At 72.1% G+C, this 16,545-nt stretch carries 14 protein-coding genes; 8 read left to right on the top strand and 6 right to left on the bottom strand.

Translation table 11 applies throughout. The annotated features are described in order from the left end of the window. Nucleotides 1-37 precede the first annotated feature (37 nt). Nucleotides 38-1,963: an FAD/NAD(P)-binding protein gene (locus ACYUD3_RS25265; RefSeq protein ID WP_470973992.1), complete on the bottom strand. Its 1,926-nt coding sequence runs from the start codon at nt 1,961-1,963 to the stop codon at nt 38-40. Between the two features lie 516 nt (nt 1,964-2,479). On the opposite strand from ACYUD3_RS25265, the gene ACYUD3_RS25270 reads away from it, so the two are divergent. From ACYUD3_RS25270 to ACYUD3_RS25280, 3 genes are all read left to right on the top strand, one after another. Continuing rightward, nucleotides 2,480-3,013 (top strand): helix-turn-helix domain-containing protein, encoded by a 534-nt coding sequence (locus ACYUD3_RS25270; RefSeq protein WP_470973994.1) that lies wholly within the window; start codon nt 2,480-2,482, stop codon nt 3,011-3,013. A 315-nt stretch (nt 3,014-3,328) separates the two neighbouring features. Continuing rightward, complete coding sequence (locus ACYUD3_RS25275) at nt 3,329-4,264, top strand: methyltransferase domain-containing protein (RefSeq protein ID WP_470973995.1); 936 nt, start codon at nt 3,329-3,331, stop codon at nt 4,262-4,264. A 311-nt stretch (nt 4,265-4,575) separates the two neighbouring features. Beyond that, nucleotides 4,576-5,484 (top strand): hypothetical protein, encoded by a 909-nt coding sequence (locus ACYUD3_RS25280; protein WP_470973998.1) that lies wholly within the window; start codon nt 4,576-4,578, stop codon nt 5,482-5,484. On the opposite strand, the gene ACYUD3_RS25285 is transcribed toward ACYUD3_RS25280, so the two are convergent. After that, complete coding sequence (locus ACYUD3_RS25285) at nt 5,470-8,523, bottom strand: AfsR/SARP family transcriptional regulator (protein WP_470974002.1); 3,054 nt, start codon at nt 8,521-8,523, stop codon at nt 5,470-5,472. The two genes, ACYUD3_RS25280 and ACYUD3_RS25285, sit on opposite strands and share 15 nt — an antisense overlap. Nucleotides 8,524-8,888: 365 nt before the next feature. On the opposite strand from ACYUD3_RS25285, the gene ACYUD3_RS25290 reads away from it, so the two are divergent. Then, nucleotides 8,889-9,074: a hypothetical protein gene (locus tag ACYUD3_RS25290; protein WP_470974005.1), complete on the top strand. Its 186-nt coding sequence runs from the start codon at nt 8,889-8,891 to the stop codon at nt 9,072-9,074. Between the two features lie 397 nt (nt 9,075-9,471). Here the strand turns inward: ACYUD3_RS25290 and ACYUD3_RS25295 are convergent, their stop codons facing one another. Beyond that, nucleotides 9,472-10,116 (bottom strand): HNH endonuclease family protein, encoded by a 645-nt coding sequence (locus ACYUD3_RS25295; RefSeq protein WP_470974008.1) that lies wholly within the window; start codon nt 10,114-10,116, stop codon nt 9,472-9,474. 436 nt (nt 10,117-10,552) lie between these two features. Between ACYUD3_RS25295 and ACYUD3_RS25300 the strand changes: the two genes are divergently transcribed. Both ACYUD3_RS25300 and ACYUD3_RS25305 read left to right on the top strand, forming a co-directional pair. Next, entirely contained in the window at nt 10,553-11,134 is a 582-nt protein-coding gene (locus ACYUD3_RS25300; RefSeq protein WP_470974011.1) for a TMEM165/GDT1 family protein, read from the top strand. A 238-nt stretch (nt 11,135-11,372) separates the two neighbouring features. Next, a complete protein-coding gene (locus ACYUD3_RS25305) occupies nt 11,373-12,023 on the top strand; it encodes an HAD-IA family hydrolase (RefSeq protein ID WP_470974014.1) in 651 nt (216 codons plus the stop codon). 91 nt (nt 12,024-12,114) lie between these two features. Here the strand turns inward: ACYUD3_RS25305 and ACYUD3_RS25310 are convergent, their stop codons facing one another. Further along, entirely contained in the window at nt 12,115-13,062 is a 948-nt protein-coding gene (locus tag ACYUD3_RS25310) for a peptidoglycan-binding domain-containing protein (RefSeq protein ID WP_470974017.1), read from the bottom strand. Between the two features lie 209 nt (nt 13,063-13,271). On the opposite strand from ACYUD3_RS25310, the gene ACYUD3_RS25315 reads away from it, so the two are divergent. Next, nucleotides 13,272-15,311 carry a DHA2 family efflux MFS transporter permease subunit gene (locus tag ACYUD3_RS25315; protein WP_470974020.1) on the top strand — a complete coding sequence of 680 codons (2,040 nt, stop codon included), beginning with the start codon at nt 13,272-13,274 and terminating at the stop codon, nt 15,309-15,311. A 78-nt stretch (nt 15,312-15,389) separates the two neighbouring features. On the opposite strand, the gene ACYUD3_RS25320 is transcribed toward ACYUD3_RS25315, so the two are convergent. Together ACYUD3_RS25320 and ACYUD3_RS25325 are read right to left on the bottom strand one after the other, a co-directional pair. Next, nucleotides 15,390-15,893, bottom strand: a complete 504-nt coding sequence (locus tag ACYUD3_RS25320; protein ID WP_470974023.1) for a GNAT family N-acetyltransferase — start codon at nt 15,891-15,893, stop codon at nt 15,390-15,392. Then, entirely contained in the window at nt 15,890-16,021 is a 132-nt protein-coding gene (locus ACYUD3_RS25325; protein ID WP_470974026.1) for a hypothetical protein, read from the bottom strand. The genes ACYUD3_RS25320 and ACYUD3_RS25325 overlap by 4 nt, the downstream gene beginning before the upstream one ends. 130 nt (nt 16,022-16,151) lie before the next feature. On the opposite strand from ACYUD3_RS25325, the gene ACYUD3_RS25330 reads away from it, so the two are divergent. Continuing rightward, complete coding sequence (locus tag ACYUD3_RS25330) at nt 16,152-16,544, top strand: hypothetical protein (RefSeq protein ID WP_470974029.1); 393 nt, start codon at nt 16,152-16,154, stop codon at nt 16,542-16,544. The last annotated feature ends 1 nt before the right edge of the window (nt 16,545 follow it).

The raw sequence follows: 16,545 nt of genomic DNA on the forward strand, positions 1-16,545 counted from the left end.
AAGGGGATACCGAATGAGTCACCCACGTTAGGCATGCCTAATCGATAGTTGCAAGTTCAACATTTGGCCACGGGCTCGCCTCGGACTTCTCTTCCGCCCGTCCCGTCGCCGCACGTAGCACCGCCCTCGCGATCGCGTCCGCGTCCGCGAGGGTGACCGAATCCACTCCCGGCCGCGCGCCCGCGGCCGTCACCCAGTGCACGCCCTCCGTGGGCACCCCGAACGCGAACCTCCTTGAATGCGGCTTGCCCTGACGGTCTATCAGGTGATAGGGGCGGGGGGTCACGTCGAGTCCGCCGGTGTCGTGACCGCCCGTCACATATGGCCGACAATCGCCGTCCGCCAGCAGCCGCGCGAGCAGCGGATCGGCCGTCGTCCGCAGGTCCGGCTCCGGCAGCCGGGCCTCTATGACGGTGGTCACACGGACGGAGGACCCGGGTACCTCCGGGGAGTGCGCCAGCCACGCCCCGTCCGCCTCCCGCACCGCCAGCCCCGGCCCCAGCACCTCCACCACGCCCGCCTCCACGAGCGCGGTCAGCTCCTCGATCCGGCGGCGCGGCGGGCCGATCGACAGGAACGCGTTCAGCGGCGTGTACCAGCGGTCGAGGTGGTCCCGCCGGGAGGCGCCCCGCAGCCCGCCGTGGTCCACGATCAGCCGCACCTCGTTGCGCAGGTCCCGCAGCACGTCCAGCGCCGCCTTCAGCGGACCGGCCACGTTCCCCAGCGCCGCCTGCGCCGCGTCCTGCCTCAAGTACCCCAGCAGCCAGGCCCGCCAGGCCTCCGGACCGCTGAACTCCCGTTCCGTATAAGGGCGGGAGATCCGCTCCCAGCTCCAGCGGACGTCCGGCGTCACCTTGAACTCGTCCAGGATCAGGGCCTCTTCGGGCGAACCGTGCCCGGCGGCGAGGAACCGTCCGGCGAAGTCCGGGTGCCCCAGCAGGGCCGCGTAATAGACGGTCTCGACCTCCTTCGCGACCAACGGCCATATGTCCGTGAGGAAATCGGGCGCGTCCCCCTGCTCCGCCCGCTCCCGCAGCCCCGCGATCACCTCCGGCGTCAGCAGCAGCGGCATGTGCCGGCCGTACGGGCCCTTCGCGTTGTCGCCGCGCGCCTGGTACGGGACTCCGCGCCGCGAACCGGCGTACAGGCGGGGCTCAGCACCGGAGGGGACGTACCTCAACACGCCCTGGGTGTCCGGGTCTTCGGGGTCCTCCCTGATGAACCTGCCGCCCCGGCCGGTCGTCAACAGGGCCATGTGGTCGAAGAAGTTGAGCCCGAGTCCTCTCAACAGCACCGGCTCGCCGGGGGAGATGACGGTCAGGTCGACGTCCGCCGGGTTGGCGGGCGCGATGTGGCGCAGTCCGTTGCGCTCGGCGTACCCGGCGTGCCGGCGCTGTTCGGCGCCGGGGGTCAGCGGGAGGTGGCCCTGGGCGAGGACGACGGCCGTGAGCGGCTTCAGTACGCGGCCGTCGTCCAGCGTCAGGATCTGCCGGCCGTCACCGGCGTCCGCCAGGCGTACCGCGCGGGCGCGGTGGGTCTCGACGCGCACGGAAGAGGGCGCCTCGCGGACCGTGCGGGCGAAGACCCACTCCAGGTAGCGGCCGTACAGCGCGCGCGTCGGGTAGTCGTCGGGGCCGATCGCGCCGTCCGCCCACTCGTGCAGGCTCGGGCCGGGCCGTACCGGGCCCGCGCAGGTCACGCTGTCGTCGGTGAACAGGGTCACCTGGGAGGCGACCGTGTTCATGAGCAGTTCCCCCGGCTGTCCGGTGCGCCAGACCCGGCCCGCGCCCGGCGGGGCGGGGTCCACCACGTGCACCGTCAGCGCCGCTCCCGGCGGCAGCAGTTGCGGCGCGGAGGCGCAGAGGCGTTCCAGGACGCTGGTGCCGCGCGGTCCGGCGCCCACGAGGGCGACCTGGAGCGACGCCGGTTCGGCGTTCGCCCGTTGCTGCGGCACAGAGAACACAGAGGACAAAGGTGAACTCCCGGGCGTGTGGGGGCGCAAGGGAGCGGAACGCCCCGCTGGCACCCCCGGTAGGGGAACGGGCCGTCGACCGGGGCGGCGGACGGTCCGCCACATCATTGCCCTCGCCCGTCACGGAAGCCAACGCGGGCCCCGCGCGTCACGGTTCCCGGGCCGGGGGATCGCGCGCAAACCTTTGCCAACGCGGCGCTGGGGGTGGGGAGTTCGCGAGGGGTGGGGGTGAGTGGGGGTGAGTTGTGAAGAGTTGGCGGGGTGGGGGGTGCTCGGGGAGCCTCCCTAGGGGGCTTGGGGAGCCTCGCCGGCGCCCGCCCCGCGCTGTCCCCGTTCCGTCCGCGGCCCCCGCACGCTGCACTGCAAGCGTTCGCTGATCCGGCGCTGATCCTGCTGCGATCGGCCTGCCCCAAGGTGAAGGCGTCAGGTTGCCTGACCCCACCGAAGTTCGCCCCCCACGGAGCCCGGACGACCGGGTTGCCCGGACGAAGGGAAGAGGCAAGCGCCATGGCAGCTCCTGAGTTTCCGGCGGCCGTCAGGCCCGTTCCGCCGGACGCGCGCCCCCGCCGGGGACCGGGGCGCGCGCCCGACGCGGCAGCGCCGCCGGCCCTCAACCTCGACGACCGACAGCGCAAGCTGATCAGCCTCCTCTACGCAGGCCACACCGACGCGAGCGCCGCGCACCGCCTGGGCATCAGCCCCCGGACGGTGACGAACATCCTGCGCTCGCTGATGGACCGGCTCGGCGTGGACAACCGGTTCCAGCTGGGCATGGCGCTGGGCTCCCGGCTGCGGCTGCCCGACCGGAGCGGGATGCCCCCGACGGCCGCGCGGCCACCGATGACAGGAGGGCCGCAGCCGCTCAGGCGACCCTTACTACCGCAGGGCCCCGGCCGCCCGCTCGGCGCCGCCCGGCCCCCCGGCTCGGTAGTACCCGCCCGCCCGACCCCCGCCGCCGCCCGTCCGCAGCGGGACGGACTGCCCCAGCAGCGGACGGCGAGAGCCCCGGACCCGTGGCGAGATCCCCGGCCGAGGCCCTGAGCGAGCCCCTGTACGAGGCTCCGGGCGAGCCCTGCCCGGGCGGGGCTCCGAGCAGCCCTGAGCGAGCCCCGCGTGAGGCCTTGAGCAAGCCCTCACCCCATCCGTCCGCCCGTCGTCCCCACGCGGCGGGCGGGCCGGGCCCCCGGGCCCCCACCAGCCGGCGTCGCCGCCGGGTTTCCCCTGACCGGCGGCGACGCCCTCCAGAGAAAGAGGTGCGACCACCCCAAGTACGCGATCGCGCAACGCCGTTGACCCGGCCCGCGCGCGAAAGGAACGATGGCACACCCGGAAAACGCGAGCGGAAACGCCAGGAACATGCGAGCGGAAACAGAGCGGACCCCCGAGGAACTGCGCCGCCTGTCCGGGCACTTCCTCCGGTACGGCGCCCAGGCGATCCTCCCTGACGCCCCCGATCCGCGCTCCCTGTCCCCGCACGCGCTCACCCGGTTACCGGCGCCGCCCTTCACCGACCCCGCCTTCAGCCGCCGCCTGCTGAGCGCCCAACTCGCCGACAGGCCAAGCCTGTTGAGCACCGGGCAAGTCGATCCGGCACCGCACCGCCTGATCCGCCGCCAACTCGACTGGTACACCGAGGTGTTGGACCGCACGCCGACCGCGGTCCACCACCCGGTGTGCGGCCCCGGCCGGTACGCCGCCGCCCTGCGCGCCCTCGGCGTCCGGCGCTACCTCGGCACCGACCCCGGCCCGGCGATCGTCGCGCACGCGGTGGACTCCTTCCGGGACGCCCCCGGCTACACCTTCCGCCTCGGCACCGCCACCGACCCCCGACTCCTGCCGCCCGACTGGGAGTTCGACACGCTGCTGCTGTCGCACGACACCTTCAACACCCTCGCCCCGGACGCCGCCCGCGCGCTGCTCGCCCCGCTCCTGACCCGGCTGGCCCCCGGCGGAGCGGTCCTGTTCGGCCTGCTGCTCGCCGAGGACGCCGGCGCAGGCCTCGGCGCCCCGCGCAGCGCCGTCCACCACCCGCGAGGCTCCCTCCTGCGCGCCGGCGACCACCTGCTCCTCGCGGAGAGCTTCGTGCTGCCCCGAGCCGCGGCGGGGCGGTACGTGGTCCGGCGTTTCCTCACGGTGCCCGCCGCCGATCCGGCCGCCGTCGAGGTCCATCACTCGGTGCTGTTCCTCCCGGACCGGTCCGGACTGACGCGATTCCTCGCCGACCTGGACCTCTCGGTCGTCGCGTCCTGCTCGGGCGTCCGGCGTCTGGTGGCGGCCCGGAGCCGGGCGTGAGGGGCGGGCTCCCGGGTCCGCTCCGGCGCCCGTACCAGGGGCCCCGACCGTCAGGGGACAGGCGGTGCGGCCATAGGATTTCCCCGCGAAGACCCACTGAGAGCGGTGGCCGGCGTGCCGGGGCGGACGAACCCCGCGCGCACCGGCGGACCTCCGACTCCATGACGTCCGGGACGGCGGGGGAGCCCGGGGGTGTCAAAGGCAACGGCCGGTGTGCCGTGGTGAGTCGGGGCAACGGGGTGGACCGTGACAGCAGGGGAGGCGGCGGCGTGGACAGCGTCCGGCGGCACATGAACAGTCGGGGAACTGGGGTGGGCGCAGGCCTGAACTCCGCTACGGGCGGGGCGGGCTGGGACGCCGGGAGCCCCAACCCCGGTACGGGCAAGCCCAGTCGCCCCCTCGACCTCCACAACTCCCCTTCCGCCCAGGCGAGTCGGAGCGAGCGCCGCCCGGACGGCGAAGGCCTCGCGCGGGGCCTCTACGACCGGCTCACCGACGCCTTACTGTGGACCGCGCTCGAACAGTCCGTCTTCCCCCGCCTCCCCGAGTCGTTCGCCTTCGTCGTCACCGGCGTCCACGCGGACCGGTGGGCCCGCCGCATCACCGCCGAACACCCCTACAGCAACGGCGTGTTCCTCGCCGCGACCCCGGAGGCCGCCCGCACCGCCCACACGCTGTCCGTCCGCGCCGGCTACGACCACCGGGTCCGCCATGTCGCCGCCGCGCCGCGCGACCTGGCCGACGTACTCGGCGCCGGCGTCCACCACCTGGTCCTGCACGACCGCTCGCCGCTGAGCGTGTTCGCCGATCCGCAGGAGGGGCTGCGCACCCTGGCGGCGCTGCTCGCGCCCGGCGGCCTGCTGGTGTCCCTGCTGCCCAGCCGCTGGCACACGGCCCTGGAGTACCTCGGCACCGGCGACTTCCAGGCGGCCCTGCGCAGCCTCGCGGGACTCGACCCGCACGCCCCCGACACCCCGCACGCCCACCTCTTCACCCCGGGCCAGCTCCGCCTGCTCCACCTCTCCCTGGACCTGGACCTGGACGCCCTGGCCGGCTTCCCCTGCCTCGTCCTGCCCGCCTCCAGCGAGGGCTACAAGGACGCCCTCAGCGAGGAGAACGTGTACGCCAACGTCCTCAAGATGGAACGCGAACTGCTGATCGACCCCGACTCGGGCGCGCGCGGGGTCAACCTGCTGGCGGTCGCCTCACGGCGGGGGTGAGGGGGTGCCGTAGACCTTTGCAACCGCTCCCACGGTGCGCTCCGCGACCTCCTCCCGCACCGCCTCCGCCAGCAGCTCCTCCGCCAGCAGCAGCAGATCCGCCGCCTGCTGCTCCTCCGGCAGCCGCAGTTCCGCCATCAGCCGGTGCGCCTCCACCAGCGCCGCCCGCGCCCCCGGCGCGTCCGCGAGGTCCAGCCGCACCCGGCCCTGGATCATCAGCGCCTGTGCGAGATTGCGGGCGTCGCGGGCCTTCTTGCACATCTCCACCGCGCGCTGCGCCTCGACGGCGGCCAGCTCCGCGCGGCCGAGGGCGCGCAGCGAGTCGGCGAGCCGGAACCGCGCCGACGCCTCCCGCATCGCGAGCCCCAGCTCCATGGCGACGGACAGCGACTTCTCGTACCAGAAGACGGCCTGCTGATGCTCCCCGAGCGTGTGGTGCGCGAGCCCGAGCACATAGAAGGAGTACGAGGCCCCGGCGTCGTCCCCGCGCAGCGCGTGCGGGTCGGACAGCAGCCGTTCGCACACGGCGATCGCCTGCTTCGGATGCCCCGAATGGACGTGCAGGAGAGCGGAGTTGAGGGTCGTCGCCACCTCGCCGGTGACATGCCCGAGCCGCCGCGCCAGCTCGATCGCCTCGTTGTAGCAGCTGATCGCCTCCGCGAACTCGCCCCTCAACTGGTGTGCCAGACCGAGGTCGTTGAGGGCCTGGCGGAGGATCACATGGTCCTCGGTGCGCCGCGCGAGCCCGACGGCGAGCGTGGACTGCTGGACGGCCTCGGCGAGTTGGGCCTTGGCGAGGTGGATGTTGCCGTTCAGGAACCGGGCCCGCCCCTCGGCCCGCAGGTCGAATCCGTCCCCGGCGGCCTGGGTGAGGACGTTGATGGCGGCGGCCCAGTCGATATGGCTGGTGTCGGCCCAGTAGGCGCTCAGCGAGATCAGCAGATTCGCCGCCGAGATCAGCCACTCCCGCTCGCACGCCCTCGAGCCCTGGGTCGGGTGGACCCAGCACGCCGAGATCTGCCCCACCACCGCGAGCACGGTCGGCGCCTCGGTGACCGCCCACTCCCGCGCCTGCGCGAGATCGTCGAAGCGCAGCCCCGGCATCACGCCCATCGACAGCACGTCCTCGACCGGATCGCCGGGCACGGCGTGCCCGAAGGCGTTCACGGCCGACGCCAGCAGCGAGTGCAGCAGCCGCCACATCGGGTCGTGGTGCTCGTCGCTCGGCAGCTTCTCCCGCGCGAACGTCCGCAGCAGACTGTGGAAGCGGTACCGGCCGGCCGCCGCCGCCTCCAGCACGGCCGCGTCGACCAGCGACTCCAACAGGTCCTCGGCGTCCAGGAGTTCGAGGTCCAGCAGGGCCGCCGCGCTGGCCAGCGCCAGGTCCGGACTGCTGACGCAGGCCAGCAGGGACAGCGCGTGCCCCTGCTCCGGGGTGAGCTGACGGTACGTCACATCGAAGACGGCCGACACGGTGAGGTCGCCCGCCTTCAGCTCGCTCAGCCGCCGCTGCTCGTCCGCGAGCCGGGTCGCCAGCGACCGGATGCTCCAGCGGGGGCGCGCCGCGAGCCGCGCGGCCACGATCCGCACGGCGAGCGGCAGGAACGCGCACGACTCCATCAGGGCCGAGGCGGCGCCGAGTTCGGCCTGCACCCGCTCGGTGCCGATGGCGTGCGTCAGCAGCTCGAGCGCCTCGTCGAGATAGAACGCGTCCAGCTCCACCTGGAGCGAGGCCGGCAGGCCGCCGAGCCGGGCCCGGCTGGTGATCAGCACCCCGCACAGCGCGCTGCCCGGCAGCAGCGGCCGTACCTGCGCGGCGTCCTTGGCGTCGTCCAGCACGATCAGCACGCGCTGGCCGTCAAGGACCGTACGCAGCATGGCCGTTCGGGCGGCGAGCGACTCGGGGATGTCCTCCGCCCGCGCCCCGAGCGCCTTGAGGAAACCGGCGAGGACGACCTCGGGCGCGGTCGGGGTCTGCGAGGCGCCGAGGTCGGCGTACAACTGGCCGTCGGGGTAGGCCTCGCGCACCCGGTGGGCGACGTGCAGGGCCAGCGAGGACTTGCCGACGCCGCCCATCCCGGCCAGCACCACGACGGGCAGCGTCGCTCTGCGGTCGGCGTTCATCGCCGAGGTGAGCGCGCCCGCGACATGCGCGCGCCCGATGAAGTCGGCGGGCTCCGGCGGGAGTTGGGCGGGCAGGAAGTGGGCGGACGCGGGCGCCGGCGGGGGCGGGTCGGCGAGCGGTCCGGCCCCGGGATCCGCCGGCGGCGGCGGTTCCGGTACGGCGTCCAGCTCGCCGCTGAGCACCTGCTGGTGCACGGCGGCCAGTTCGGCGCCCGGCTCGACCCCGAGTTCGTCGATGAGCAGCCGGCGCGCGTCGTGGAAGGTCGTCAGCGCGTCCGCCCGCCGCCCCGACTGGGCCTGGGCGCGCATCAGCAGCGCGTACAGCCGCTCGCGTAAGGGGTAGCGCCCGACCAGCTCGACCAGCTCCGGGATGCTCATCTGGCCGCGTCCGAGCGAGATGAGGATGTCGAGGCGCTCCTCCTCCAGGGCGAGGCGGGTCTCGGTGATCCGGTCGCGCTGGAGGGCGGCGTAGGGGCCGGGGATGCCGGCGAGGGGCTCGCCGCGCCACAGGGCGAGGGCCTGTTCGAGCCGGCTCAGGGCGCGTTGCGGGTCGCCTTCGGCGATGCCGGTTCCCGCAGCGCGGCTGAATCGTTTTGCCTGGGACCAGTCGACCTGCTCGTCGGTGACCGCGAGCCGGTAGCCGTCCCCCACCGACACCAGGAACTGGGGGGACTTGCTGTTGGTCTCCAGGATCTTGCGCAGCCGCCATGCGTAGGTGCGCAAGGTCGTCAGGGCCGAGGCGGGAACCTCCTCGCCCCAGATCGCCTCCATCAGATCGGCGGCCGACGCGGTCCTGCCCCGGCGCAGCACGAGTGCGGTGAACAGCGCCTGCTGCTGCGGGTTGCCCAGGTCCAGTCTCGTCGAGTCCCGGTGCACTTCCAGAGGGCCGAGAAGGGACACGTAGAGGACCGCCACCGGGGTCACCTCACTGTTTGAATCCGCCTGTCCTGGGCATCCGAGCGGAGCCGGATCGGATGATCATCCTAGCTGAGTGCTTGCAGGTTCAAGCAGGGCGTTCGGTTTTTTCTTGGGGCCGGGTCGAGATGGCGTGAAGATCACCGGTAAGTGATGAATTCTGCGCCGTACTTTCTGACTTCCGGTAAGTGACCCGGGCACATGCTGCCCCGGTCCGGAATGCCGGACACCCCCTCTGCCGCACGCGGATCACAAGGTCACTCATCGGCTGTAGATCGGCATCTCATTCCGCGCTGATCGAGCGCTGACGGGCTCTCGCGAAGGTAATCCCGTCAACCCGCTCCAGCAGTGACAGGGGAAGTCAAATGCCTTACAGCGAAAGCAAGTTGGGGAATCGCACGCACCGCGCCATGGCTGGTCTGCTCGGCGCCGCGGCCCTCGCGCTCACCCTCTCAGGCGTGGCAGGCCCGGCCCTCGCCACGCACGTCAGCGCGGCCGGCGACGACTCCGTCACCTACACCACGGACGACTGGAACAGCACCGGTTCCTGACCCGCGGGCAATGCCGGATTTCCTTGTCCGTGCCGCCTGGCGGCACGACTGCGGGAAATCAAGCGCAAAAATGCCGAAAATAGCCGGCCGGGCGTAACAGCGTTCCGACAGCTTTCTGTCGAACCTTTCCGCCGCCCGTCTCCTCGGTGATTGACGGAAGGCCGTCCGCACAGCGGACCTGGCGCACCGACCGAGGCAAGCCTCACCTATCTCCCTCCTCGGCGAGATCATCAGTGACCTCATCAGCGGCACAGGCCGGGGATTCCCCCTGCCCGAAACGCGCCCGTAACCCGAGGCTGTACCCGTCCGGGCCGGTCCGCATAAGACGTACGGCGTCGCGTACCTCTTATGTGACCGGCCCGCGGGCATGTCTACGACCCGTTCAGGCGGCCGGAGTTCAGCAGCTGCTGAGGTAGTTCGTCAGGGCGGTCCGCTCGGCGGAGTCGACCGAGAGGTTGTAGTAGTACTTCACCTGGACCCAGGCGCGGACGTAGGTGCAGCGGTAGGAGGCCAGCGGCGGCATCCACTCGGCCGGGTCCTGGTCGCTCTTGGACTGGTTGACGTTGTCCGTCACCGCGATCAGCTGCGGGCGGGTCAGGTCGTTGGCGAACGCCTGGCGCTGGGCGGTCGTCCAGGCGCTGGCGCCGGAGTCCCAGGCCTCGGCGAGCGGGACCAGGTGGTCGATGTCGAGGTCGGAGGCGGCGGTCCAGGTGGCGCCGTCGTACGGGGAGTACCAGGAACCGCTGGTCGAGGCGCACGCGGAGTTGGTGACCACGTTGTCGCCGTCCCGCACGAGGACGGTCTCGCGGGTGTTGCAGGTGCCGGAGATGGTGATCCAGTGCGGGAAGAGGTCCCGGCTGTAGCCGGTGCGGTTCTCCGTGGCGACGGTCAGCTGGGAGAGGTAGCTGCGGGCGGTCGCGGCGCTGACGGGGGTGGGGAGCGCCGCCGACGCGGTCGGGCCGTTGAGGACGCCGACCGAGGCTATGAGACCGGTAAGAGCGGCGAGGACGCCGAGCCGTCCACGCGCGTAGAGCTTTCGCATAGCGAACTCCCTTGGGGAGGTGGGGGTGTTGGAGTGCGAGCGAGGGAATGCTCGCGGTGCCGTGTTGCCGGAAGGTGAGCGAGCGGTAAGAAGCTAGTGACGCATCCATGACAAAGGAAGGGGGGTGCGCGGGTGATGTGTGAATCCGCCCCCGGGACCTCCGGGACTTTCGCCCCTACGGCCCTGTCCGCACCGTCGCGTACGATGGGCGGCGCAGAAGGGGAGTAGCTCTTCGCCGGACCGTCGACATACTGCTCAGCTCAGCTGAGCCGGCGCCCGGAGGCAGGCCCGCGAGGGACCCGCCAGCGAGACCTTCGGCAAGCAGTGCACATCCGTGCCCCACGGCGCGGATGCCTATGTGTGCTGTCCTGCCGAGGTGACCCCTGATCGCAAGATCGACGCTCTCGGCCGGGCCGCCCCGACCGATTGAGGAACCTTGATCAGCATCAGCGTCACGGCGCTCGTCTTCGGCGTCATCTTCCTGGCCGAACTGCCGGACAAGACCGCCCTCGCCGGCCTCGTCCTCGGCACCCGCTACCGCGCCTCCTACGTCTTCGCCGGCGTCGCCGCCGCCTTCGCCGTCCACGTGGTCCTCGCGGTGGCCGCCGGCAGCGTCTTCACCCTCCTGCCCAAGCAGCTCGTGTCCGCCGTGACCGGCGTGCTCTTCCTCGGCGGCGCCGCGATGCTGCTGCTGAAGAAGGACGAGGGGGAGGAAGAGGTGCGCCGCCCCGAGAACCAGTCCTTCTTCAAGGTCGCCGGCGCCGGGTTCATGCTCATCCTCGTCGCCGAGTTCGGTGACCTGACCCAGATCATGACCGCCAACCTCGCCGCCCGCTACGACGACCCGCTCTCCGTCGGCCTCGGCGCCGTCCTCGGCCTGTGGGCCGTCGCGGGACTCGGCATCGTCGGCGGCAAGGCCCTGATGAAGAAGGTCCCGCTGGCCCTCATCACCAAGATCGCGGCCGTCCTCATGCTCGCGCTCGGCGTGTGGAGCCTGTGGGAGGCGATCGCCGGGTGACCGGGCGCTGCGCGGGGCCCGCCGGTCCCGGCCCGGTTGAACGCCGCGCGAGCCCCGGGGGCGTACGGGCAGGTCGGCGCCGTGCCGTACTGAACGGGAAATGAACGCTTCCCCGGGGCGCTGGCGGGAACCCCGCTTCGTTTTGTACCGTGGAGAAACAAAGTGGTCTCCGCCCGTTTTCCCTGACCGGCGGGCGGAGCCACCTTGTCCTTCGCCGCCCCCTCGCCTGGAGCTGTGCATGCCGGCCACCGCCCTGACCGCCCGCGCCCTCCTGCTCGACATGGACGGCACCCTCGTCAACTCCGACGCCGTCGTCGAACGCGTCTGGCGCCGCTGGGCGCACCGGCAGGGACTCGACGGCGACCACGTCATGAGCGTCGTGCACGGCCGTCAGGGGCACGCCTCCATGGCCGCGCTGCTGCCCGAGTGGCCGATGGCGGAGAACCTCGCGGACAACGCGCGCATGCTCGCCGAGGAGACCGCCGACATGGACGGTGTCGTCCCCGTCCCCGGCGCCCTCGCCTTCCTCACCGCCCTCGCCGGCCTCCCGCACGCCCTGGTCACCTCGGCGGACGTCCCCCTCTCCACGGCCCGCATGACCGCCGCCGGCCTCCCCCTCCCCGCCCTGCGCATCACCGCCGAGTCGGTCAGCGCCAGCAAGCCGGATCCCGAGGGGTTCCTGAAGGCGGCGGCCGAGCTGGGGGTCGAGCCGGGGGAGTGTGTCGTGTTCGAGGACTCCGGGGCGGGGATAGCCGCGGGGGTCGCGGCGGGGATGCGGGTGGTGGGGGTGGGGGAGCGGGCTGCGGGGCATGCGGTGGATGTGGGGGTGCGGGATCTGCGTGAGGTGCGGGTGGAGGAGTGGGGCGGGGGGGTTCGGCTTACGTTCTGAGGGTTCTGGGGGTTCTGGGGGTTCTCGGGGGTGTCCCTTAAGGGGAGGGCTGTCCCGTAAGGGGAGCGTCCCCTAGGGGGAGGGATGTCCCTTAGGGGGACGGTGTCTCCGTCTCGCTCTCCAGCTTCTCCCTCGTCGCTGCCCCGTAGACCCCCAGCTCGTCCCCGGTGACCTTGCGGGACCACTGGAAGTTCTTGAGGGCGTTCTCCACGTCCTCGCCGAAGGTGCCGTCCGCCTCGCCGGTGTACAAGTAGACCTGTTTCAGCCGGAGTTGGAGTTCCTTCACGGCGGTTCCCGTGTCGCCTCTGCGCAGGACCGGGGCCGCCGACGAGGTGGCGCTCTGGCGCTGGCTCTCCATGGAGTCGGAGGTGGGGGAGGCGCTGGGGCTGGGGGAGGCCGTGGGTGAAGGGGCCGTCGCGGAGGAAGGGGTGGGGGAGGGGGCCGGGGGCGCGCTCGCGTTCGCGTTCGCGGGAGGTGTCGGGGTCGTACGGGGGATGGTGGCGGATCGTTCCGCCGGGGCGGACGGGGTGGTGAGCGGGCTCGACGGGGCGGGGACGGCCGCGCGGATGTCGTCCGGGGCGGAGGCGCCGCGGGTGGGGGCGTCGTACGCGAAGAGGCCGCCGGCGAAGACGATGGCGGTGATCGTCGCTACGACCGCGCCGCCGGCGGCGATCAGGATGGAGCGGCGGCGCCAGTTGTCGGGTTTCTCGTCGTCGGGGTCAGGGATGGACTCGGGGTCGGGGTGGGGGTTCGTTGCGGGCTCGGGGGTCGGTTCGGGGCCGGGGTTCGGTTTGGGGGGTGCCGGGATCGGGCGCAGGGTCATGGTCGCCTCTACGGGGGTCTCCTCCCGTGGCCCCAGCTCCACGTAGGGGCGTATCCGTAGGGGATCGAAGTCCTCGGCCGCCGCCGCTTCGGCCAGGCGGGTCTCGCGCAAGGCCTCGGTGGCGCGTTCGGCGCAGTCGCAGGCCGGTGTGGAGTCCGCGGCGCGCAGGGCCCCGCACTCCGGGCAGGGATGCCCGTACGGCGTCGGTTCGTTCACCTGTTCGCCCCTCCCCATCGGAACTCCAGAAATTATGCAGATCCCTCACCCGCCCGGCACGACGGCACGGCACCGCGCCCCGCGGTGGCCGAAACCCTCCCCTTCCTGACTCCGGGACCTGCCTCGACAGGCCATAACCGGGCACACCGACCACCATGGGGTGAGGACAACCGGGCCCATGGTGGCCGCGAGAGACCCGGGAGGTCTCCATGACCTTGGACGAACAGACGCCCGCACAGGCTCCCGGTCAGGAGCATGTTGGCGGAAACGTCATGGTCTCCATCGGTGCCCTGCTGCTCGGCATGCTGCTCGCCGCCCTCGACCAGACGATCGTCTCGACGGCCCTCCCGACGATCGTCAGCGACCTCGGCGGCCTCGAACACCTCTCGTGGGTGGTCACCGCCTATCTGCTCGCCTCGACCGCCGCGACCCCGCTGTGGGGCAAGCTCGGCGACCAGTACGGGCGCAAACGTCTGTTCCAGACCGCTATCGTCATCTTCCTCGTCGGCTCCGCGCTGTGCGGAATGGCGCAGAACATGGCCGAGTTGATCGGCTTCCGCGCTCTCCAGGGCCTGGGCGGCGGCGGGTTGATCGTGCTGTCGATGGCGATCGTCGGCGACCTCGTCCCGCCCCGTGAACGAGGCCGCTACCAGGGCCTGTTCGGCGCGGTCTTCGGCGCGACCAGCGTCCTCGGCCCGCTGCTCGGCGGACTGTTCACCGAACACCTCAGCTGGCGCTGGGTGTTCTACGTCAACCTGCCCGTCGGTGTCGTCGCGCTCGCCGTCATCGCGACCGTCCTGCACATCCCGCGCCGCACGACCCATCACGTCATCGACTACCTGGGCACGTTCCTCATCGCCGCCGTCGCGACCTGCCTGGTCCTGGTCGCCTCGCTCGGCGGCACCACCTGGGCGTGGGGCTCGGTACAGGTGATCGGCCTGCTGGCGCTGGGAGTTGTGCTCGCGGTGGCCTTCGTCGCGGTCGAACGCCGGGCGGCGGAACCGGTGTTGCCGCTGAAGCTGTTCCGGGTGCGGACCTTCACCCTGGCCGCCGTCATCAGCTTCATCGTCGGTTTCGCGATGTTCGGCGCGATGACGTACCTGCCGACGTTCCTCCAGGTCGTGCAGGGGATCACACCGACGATGTCGGGCGTGCACATGCTGCCGATGGTGGCCGGCCTGCTGCTGTCCTCGACCCTCTCCGGCCAGATCGTCAGCCGTACCGGCCGCTGGAAGGTGTTCCCGGTGACGGGCACCGCCGTCACCGGCATCGGCCTGCTCCTGCTGCACCGGCTGACCGAGAACAGCTCGACCCTCGAGATGAGCCTGTACTTCTTCGTGTTCGGCCTGGGCCTCGGCCTGGTCATGCAGGTGCTGGTGCTGATCGTCCAAAACGCCGTGTCCTACGAGGACTTGGGTGTGGCCACCTCCGGCGCGACCTTCTTCCGCTCGATCGGCGCCTCCTTCGGCGTGGCCATCTTCGGCACGATCTTCGCGAGCCGCCTCGCCGACAAACTCACCAGCGCTTTCAAGGGAGTTGCGAATCTCCCGGCGGGCTTCTCGGCGGACACCCTGGAGTCGGACCCGCGCGCGATCGCCGCGCTGCCGCCGGCCCTGCGCCCCCCGGCCCTGCACGCGTACGCGTCCTCGATCACCGACGTCTTCCTGTACGCCGCCCCCGTCGCCCTCCTCGGCTTCCTCCTCGCCTGGTTCCTGAAGGAGGACCGCCTGCGCGGCTCGGTCACCGCCCCCGACCTCTCCGAGACCCTCGCCACCAACCCCGTCCAGCGGTCGTCGTACGACGAGGTGTGCCGGGCGCTGTCCGTCCTCGGCACCCGCGAGGGGCGCCGCGAGGTCTACCGCGACATCACCGCCCGCGCGGGCTACGACCTGCTCCCGGCGGCGAGTTGGCTGCTGCTGCGGATCAGGAACTACGGCACCGTCGAGCCCGCCCGGCTCGCCGAGCGCAGCCCCGTCCCGCTGGCCGTCGTGATCGAGGGGGCCCGGCAGATCGAGGAGACCGGGCTGGCCCGGCGGGAAGGCCCCGACCTGCACCTCACCGCGCGGGGGCGGGAAGTGGCGGACCGGCTGTCGGAGGCCCGGGAGGAGTCGTTGGGGGAGCTGCTGGGGGACTGGTGGGGGCCGGAACGGCCCACGGACCTGGTGCGGCTGGTGAAGGAGCTGAACGGGGAGCTGTGCGGGTCGGTGGGGGAGCGGCCTTCTGGGGGGCGGGTGTTGGGGGCGACGTGAGGGGGGGGGCTTCTAGGAGGCTTCTATAGGGGGTGCCGTCAACTCGGCGTGAGAGGCGGGGCGTTGTGGCAGCCGCCGTCAACTCCGCAGCTGTCGCAGCGACTTGGTGAACCAGTGTTCCGCGTAAGGGTCGTTGTTGTGGCGGTCCGTCTCGGTGTACCCCAGCCTCGTGTACAGCGCCCGCGCCTCGGTCAGGTCGCTGCGGGTGTCCAGGATCATGCGGATGGCGCCGAGCCGGCGGGCGGTGTGTTCGGCGGCGGCCACCAGCAGGGCCGCACCGCCCTTGCCGCGCGCGTCCGGTAGCAGGAAGACCCGGGTCAGTTCGGCGGTGCCCGCGTCCAGCAGCCGTACCCCTGCCGTGCCGGCCGCCGTCCCGTCGTACCGGCCGACCAGCAACTGTCCTGCGGGCGGCGCGAGTTCGGCGCCGGTCCTGGCGGCGATCTCCCGTTCCAGCTCGGCGGGGTCGGTGCGGCGGCCCTCGTGCAGGAGGTACCAGCGGTCGCTGACCTCCGTGTAGTACGCCCGCCACAGCGCGACGGCGGCAGGGGAGTCGTACGGCTCCGGGGTGATCGTCCAGCTCATGCCGGCCTCGGAGCCAACGGGCGTTCGGCGCCGGGCAGTTGACCGAACTCGCCGTGCCTGCGGGCGTCCTGGATCTGCCGGCCGACGCGTGATGCGAACGGTACGGCCCGTGGCTTTCGCTCGGTCATGACCTTCATTGTGCCGGACGCGGTGCGGCCGGGCGATTTATCATGCGCCCGCTGTGCAAAGACACTTCGGCCGCTGTGCAGACGGCGGCGAGGGCCGGGCGGACGTCCGGCGGACACTAGGGGAGCGCACGTGCTCGAACTCACCATGGCCACCGTCTCCGGGACGGAAGAGGGTGCCACCGCGGGCATGCTCATGGCCGACGCGGCCAGTGAGCCGGGGGCCGTGCTGCGGGTGGGGCGGGACCGGTCCGTGTGCCGCCTGGCGACCCCGGAGGACTGGCTGTTCGTCTCCCGCGTCCATCTTGAGTTCCTGTGCGGGCCGGAGGGGACCTGGCAGGTGTCCTGGCTGCGCGGCTCCCAGGACGACCCCTCCTCCGAGGTCCGCCTCGTCGTCGGCCAGTACGCGCAGCCCGTCGGCTACGGCGGCACCGTCCCGCTGCCGCGCGGGGGGTCCGGCGAGATCCTCGTACTCGACCGGACCGGGCCGCGCAGTGTCAACGTGGGCTTTTATCACGAGGGTTGAG

The sequence above is a fragment of the Streptomyces sp. AMJ-169 genome, assembly GCF_055597585.1.

Bases quoted from the DNA above. Each gene is read 5' to 3' on its own strand.
- ACYUD3_RS25275 (WP_470973995.1), top strand. From the start codon at position 3,329: ATGCGAGCGGAAACAGAGCGGACCCCCGAGGAACTGCGCCGCCTGTCC.
- ACYUD3_RS25325 (WP_470974026.1), bottom strand. From the start codon at position 16,021: ATGACCGAGCGAAAGCCACGGGCCGTACCGTTCGCATCACGCGTCGGC.
- ACYUD3_RS25295 (WP_470974008.1), bottom strand. From the start codon at position 10,116: ATGCGAAAGCTCTACGCGCGTGGACGGCTCGGCGTCCTCGCCGCTCTT.
- ACYUD3_RS25305 (WP_470974014.1), top strand. From the start codon at position 11,373: ATGCCGGCCACCGCCCTGACCGCCCGCGCCCTCCTGCTCGACATGGAC.
- ACYUD3_RS25290 (WP_470974005.1), top strand. From the start codon at position 8,889: ATGCCTTACAGCGAAAGCAAGTTGGGGAATCGCACGCACCGCGCCATG.
- ACYUD3_RS25270 (WP_470973994.1), top strand. From the start codon at position 2,480: ATGGCAGCTCCTGAGTTTCCGGCGGCCGTCAGGCCCGTTCCGCCGGAC.
- ACYUD3_RS25320 (WP_470974023.1), bottom strand. From the start codon at position 15,893: ATGAGCTGGACGATCACCCCGGAGCCGTACGACTCCCCTGCCGCCGTC.
- ACYUD3_RS25315 (WP_470974020.1), top strand. From the start codon at position 13,272: ATGACCTTGGACGAACAGACGCCCGCACAGGCTCCCGGTCAGGAGCAT.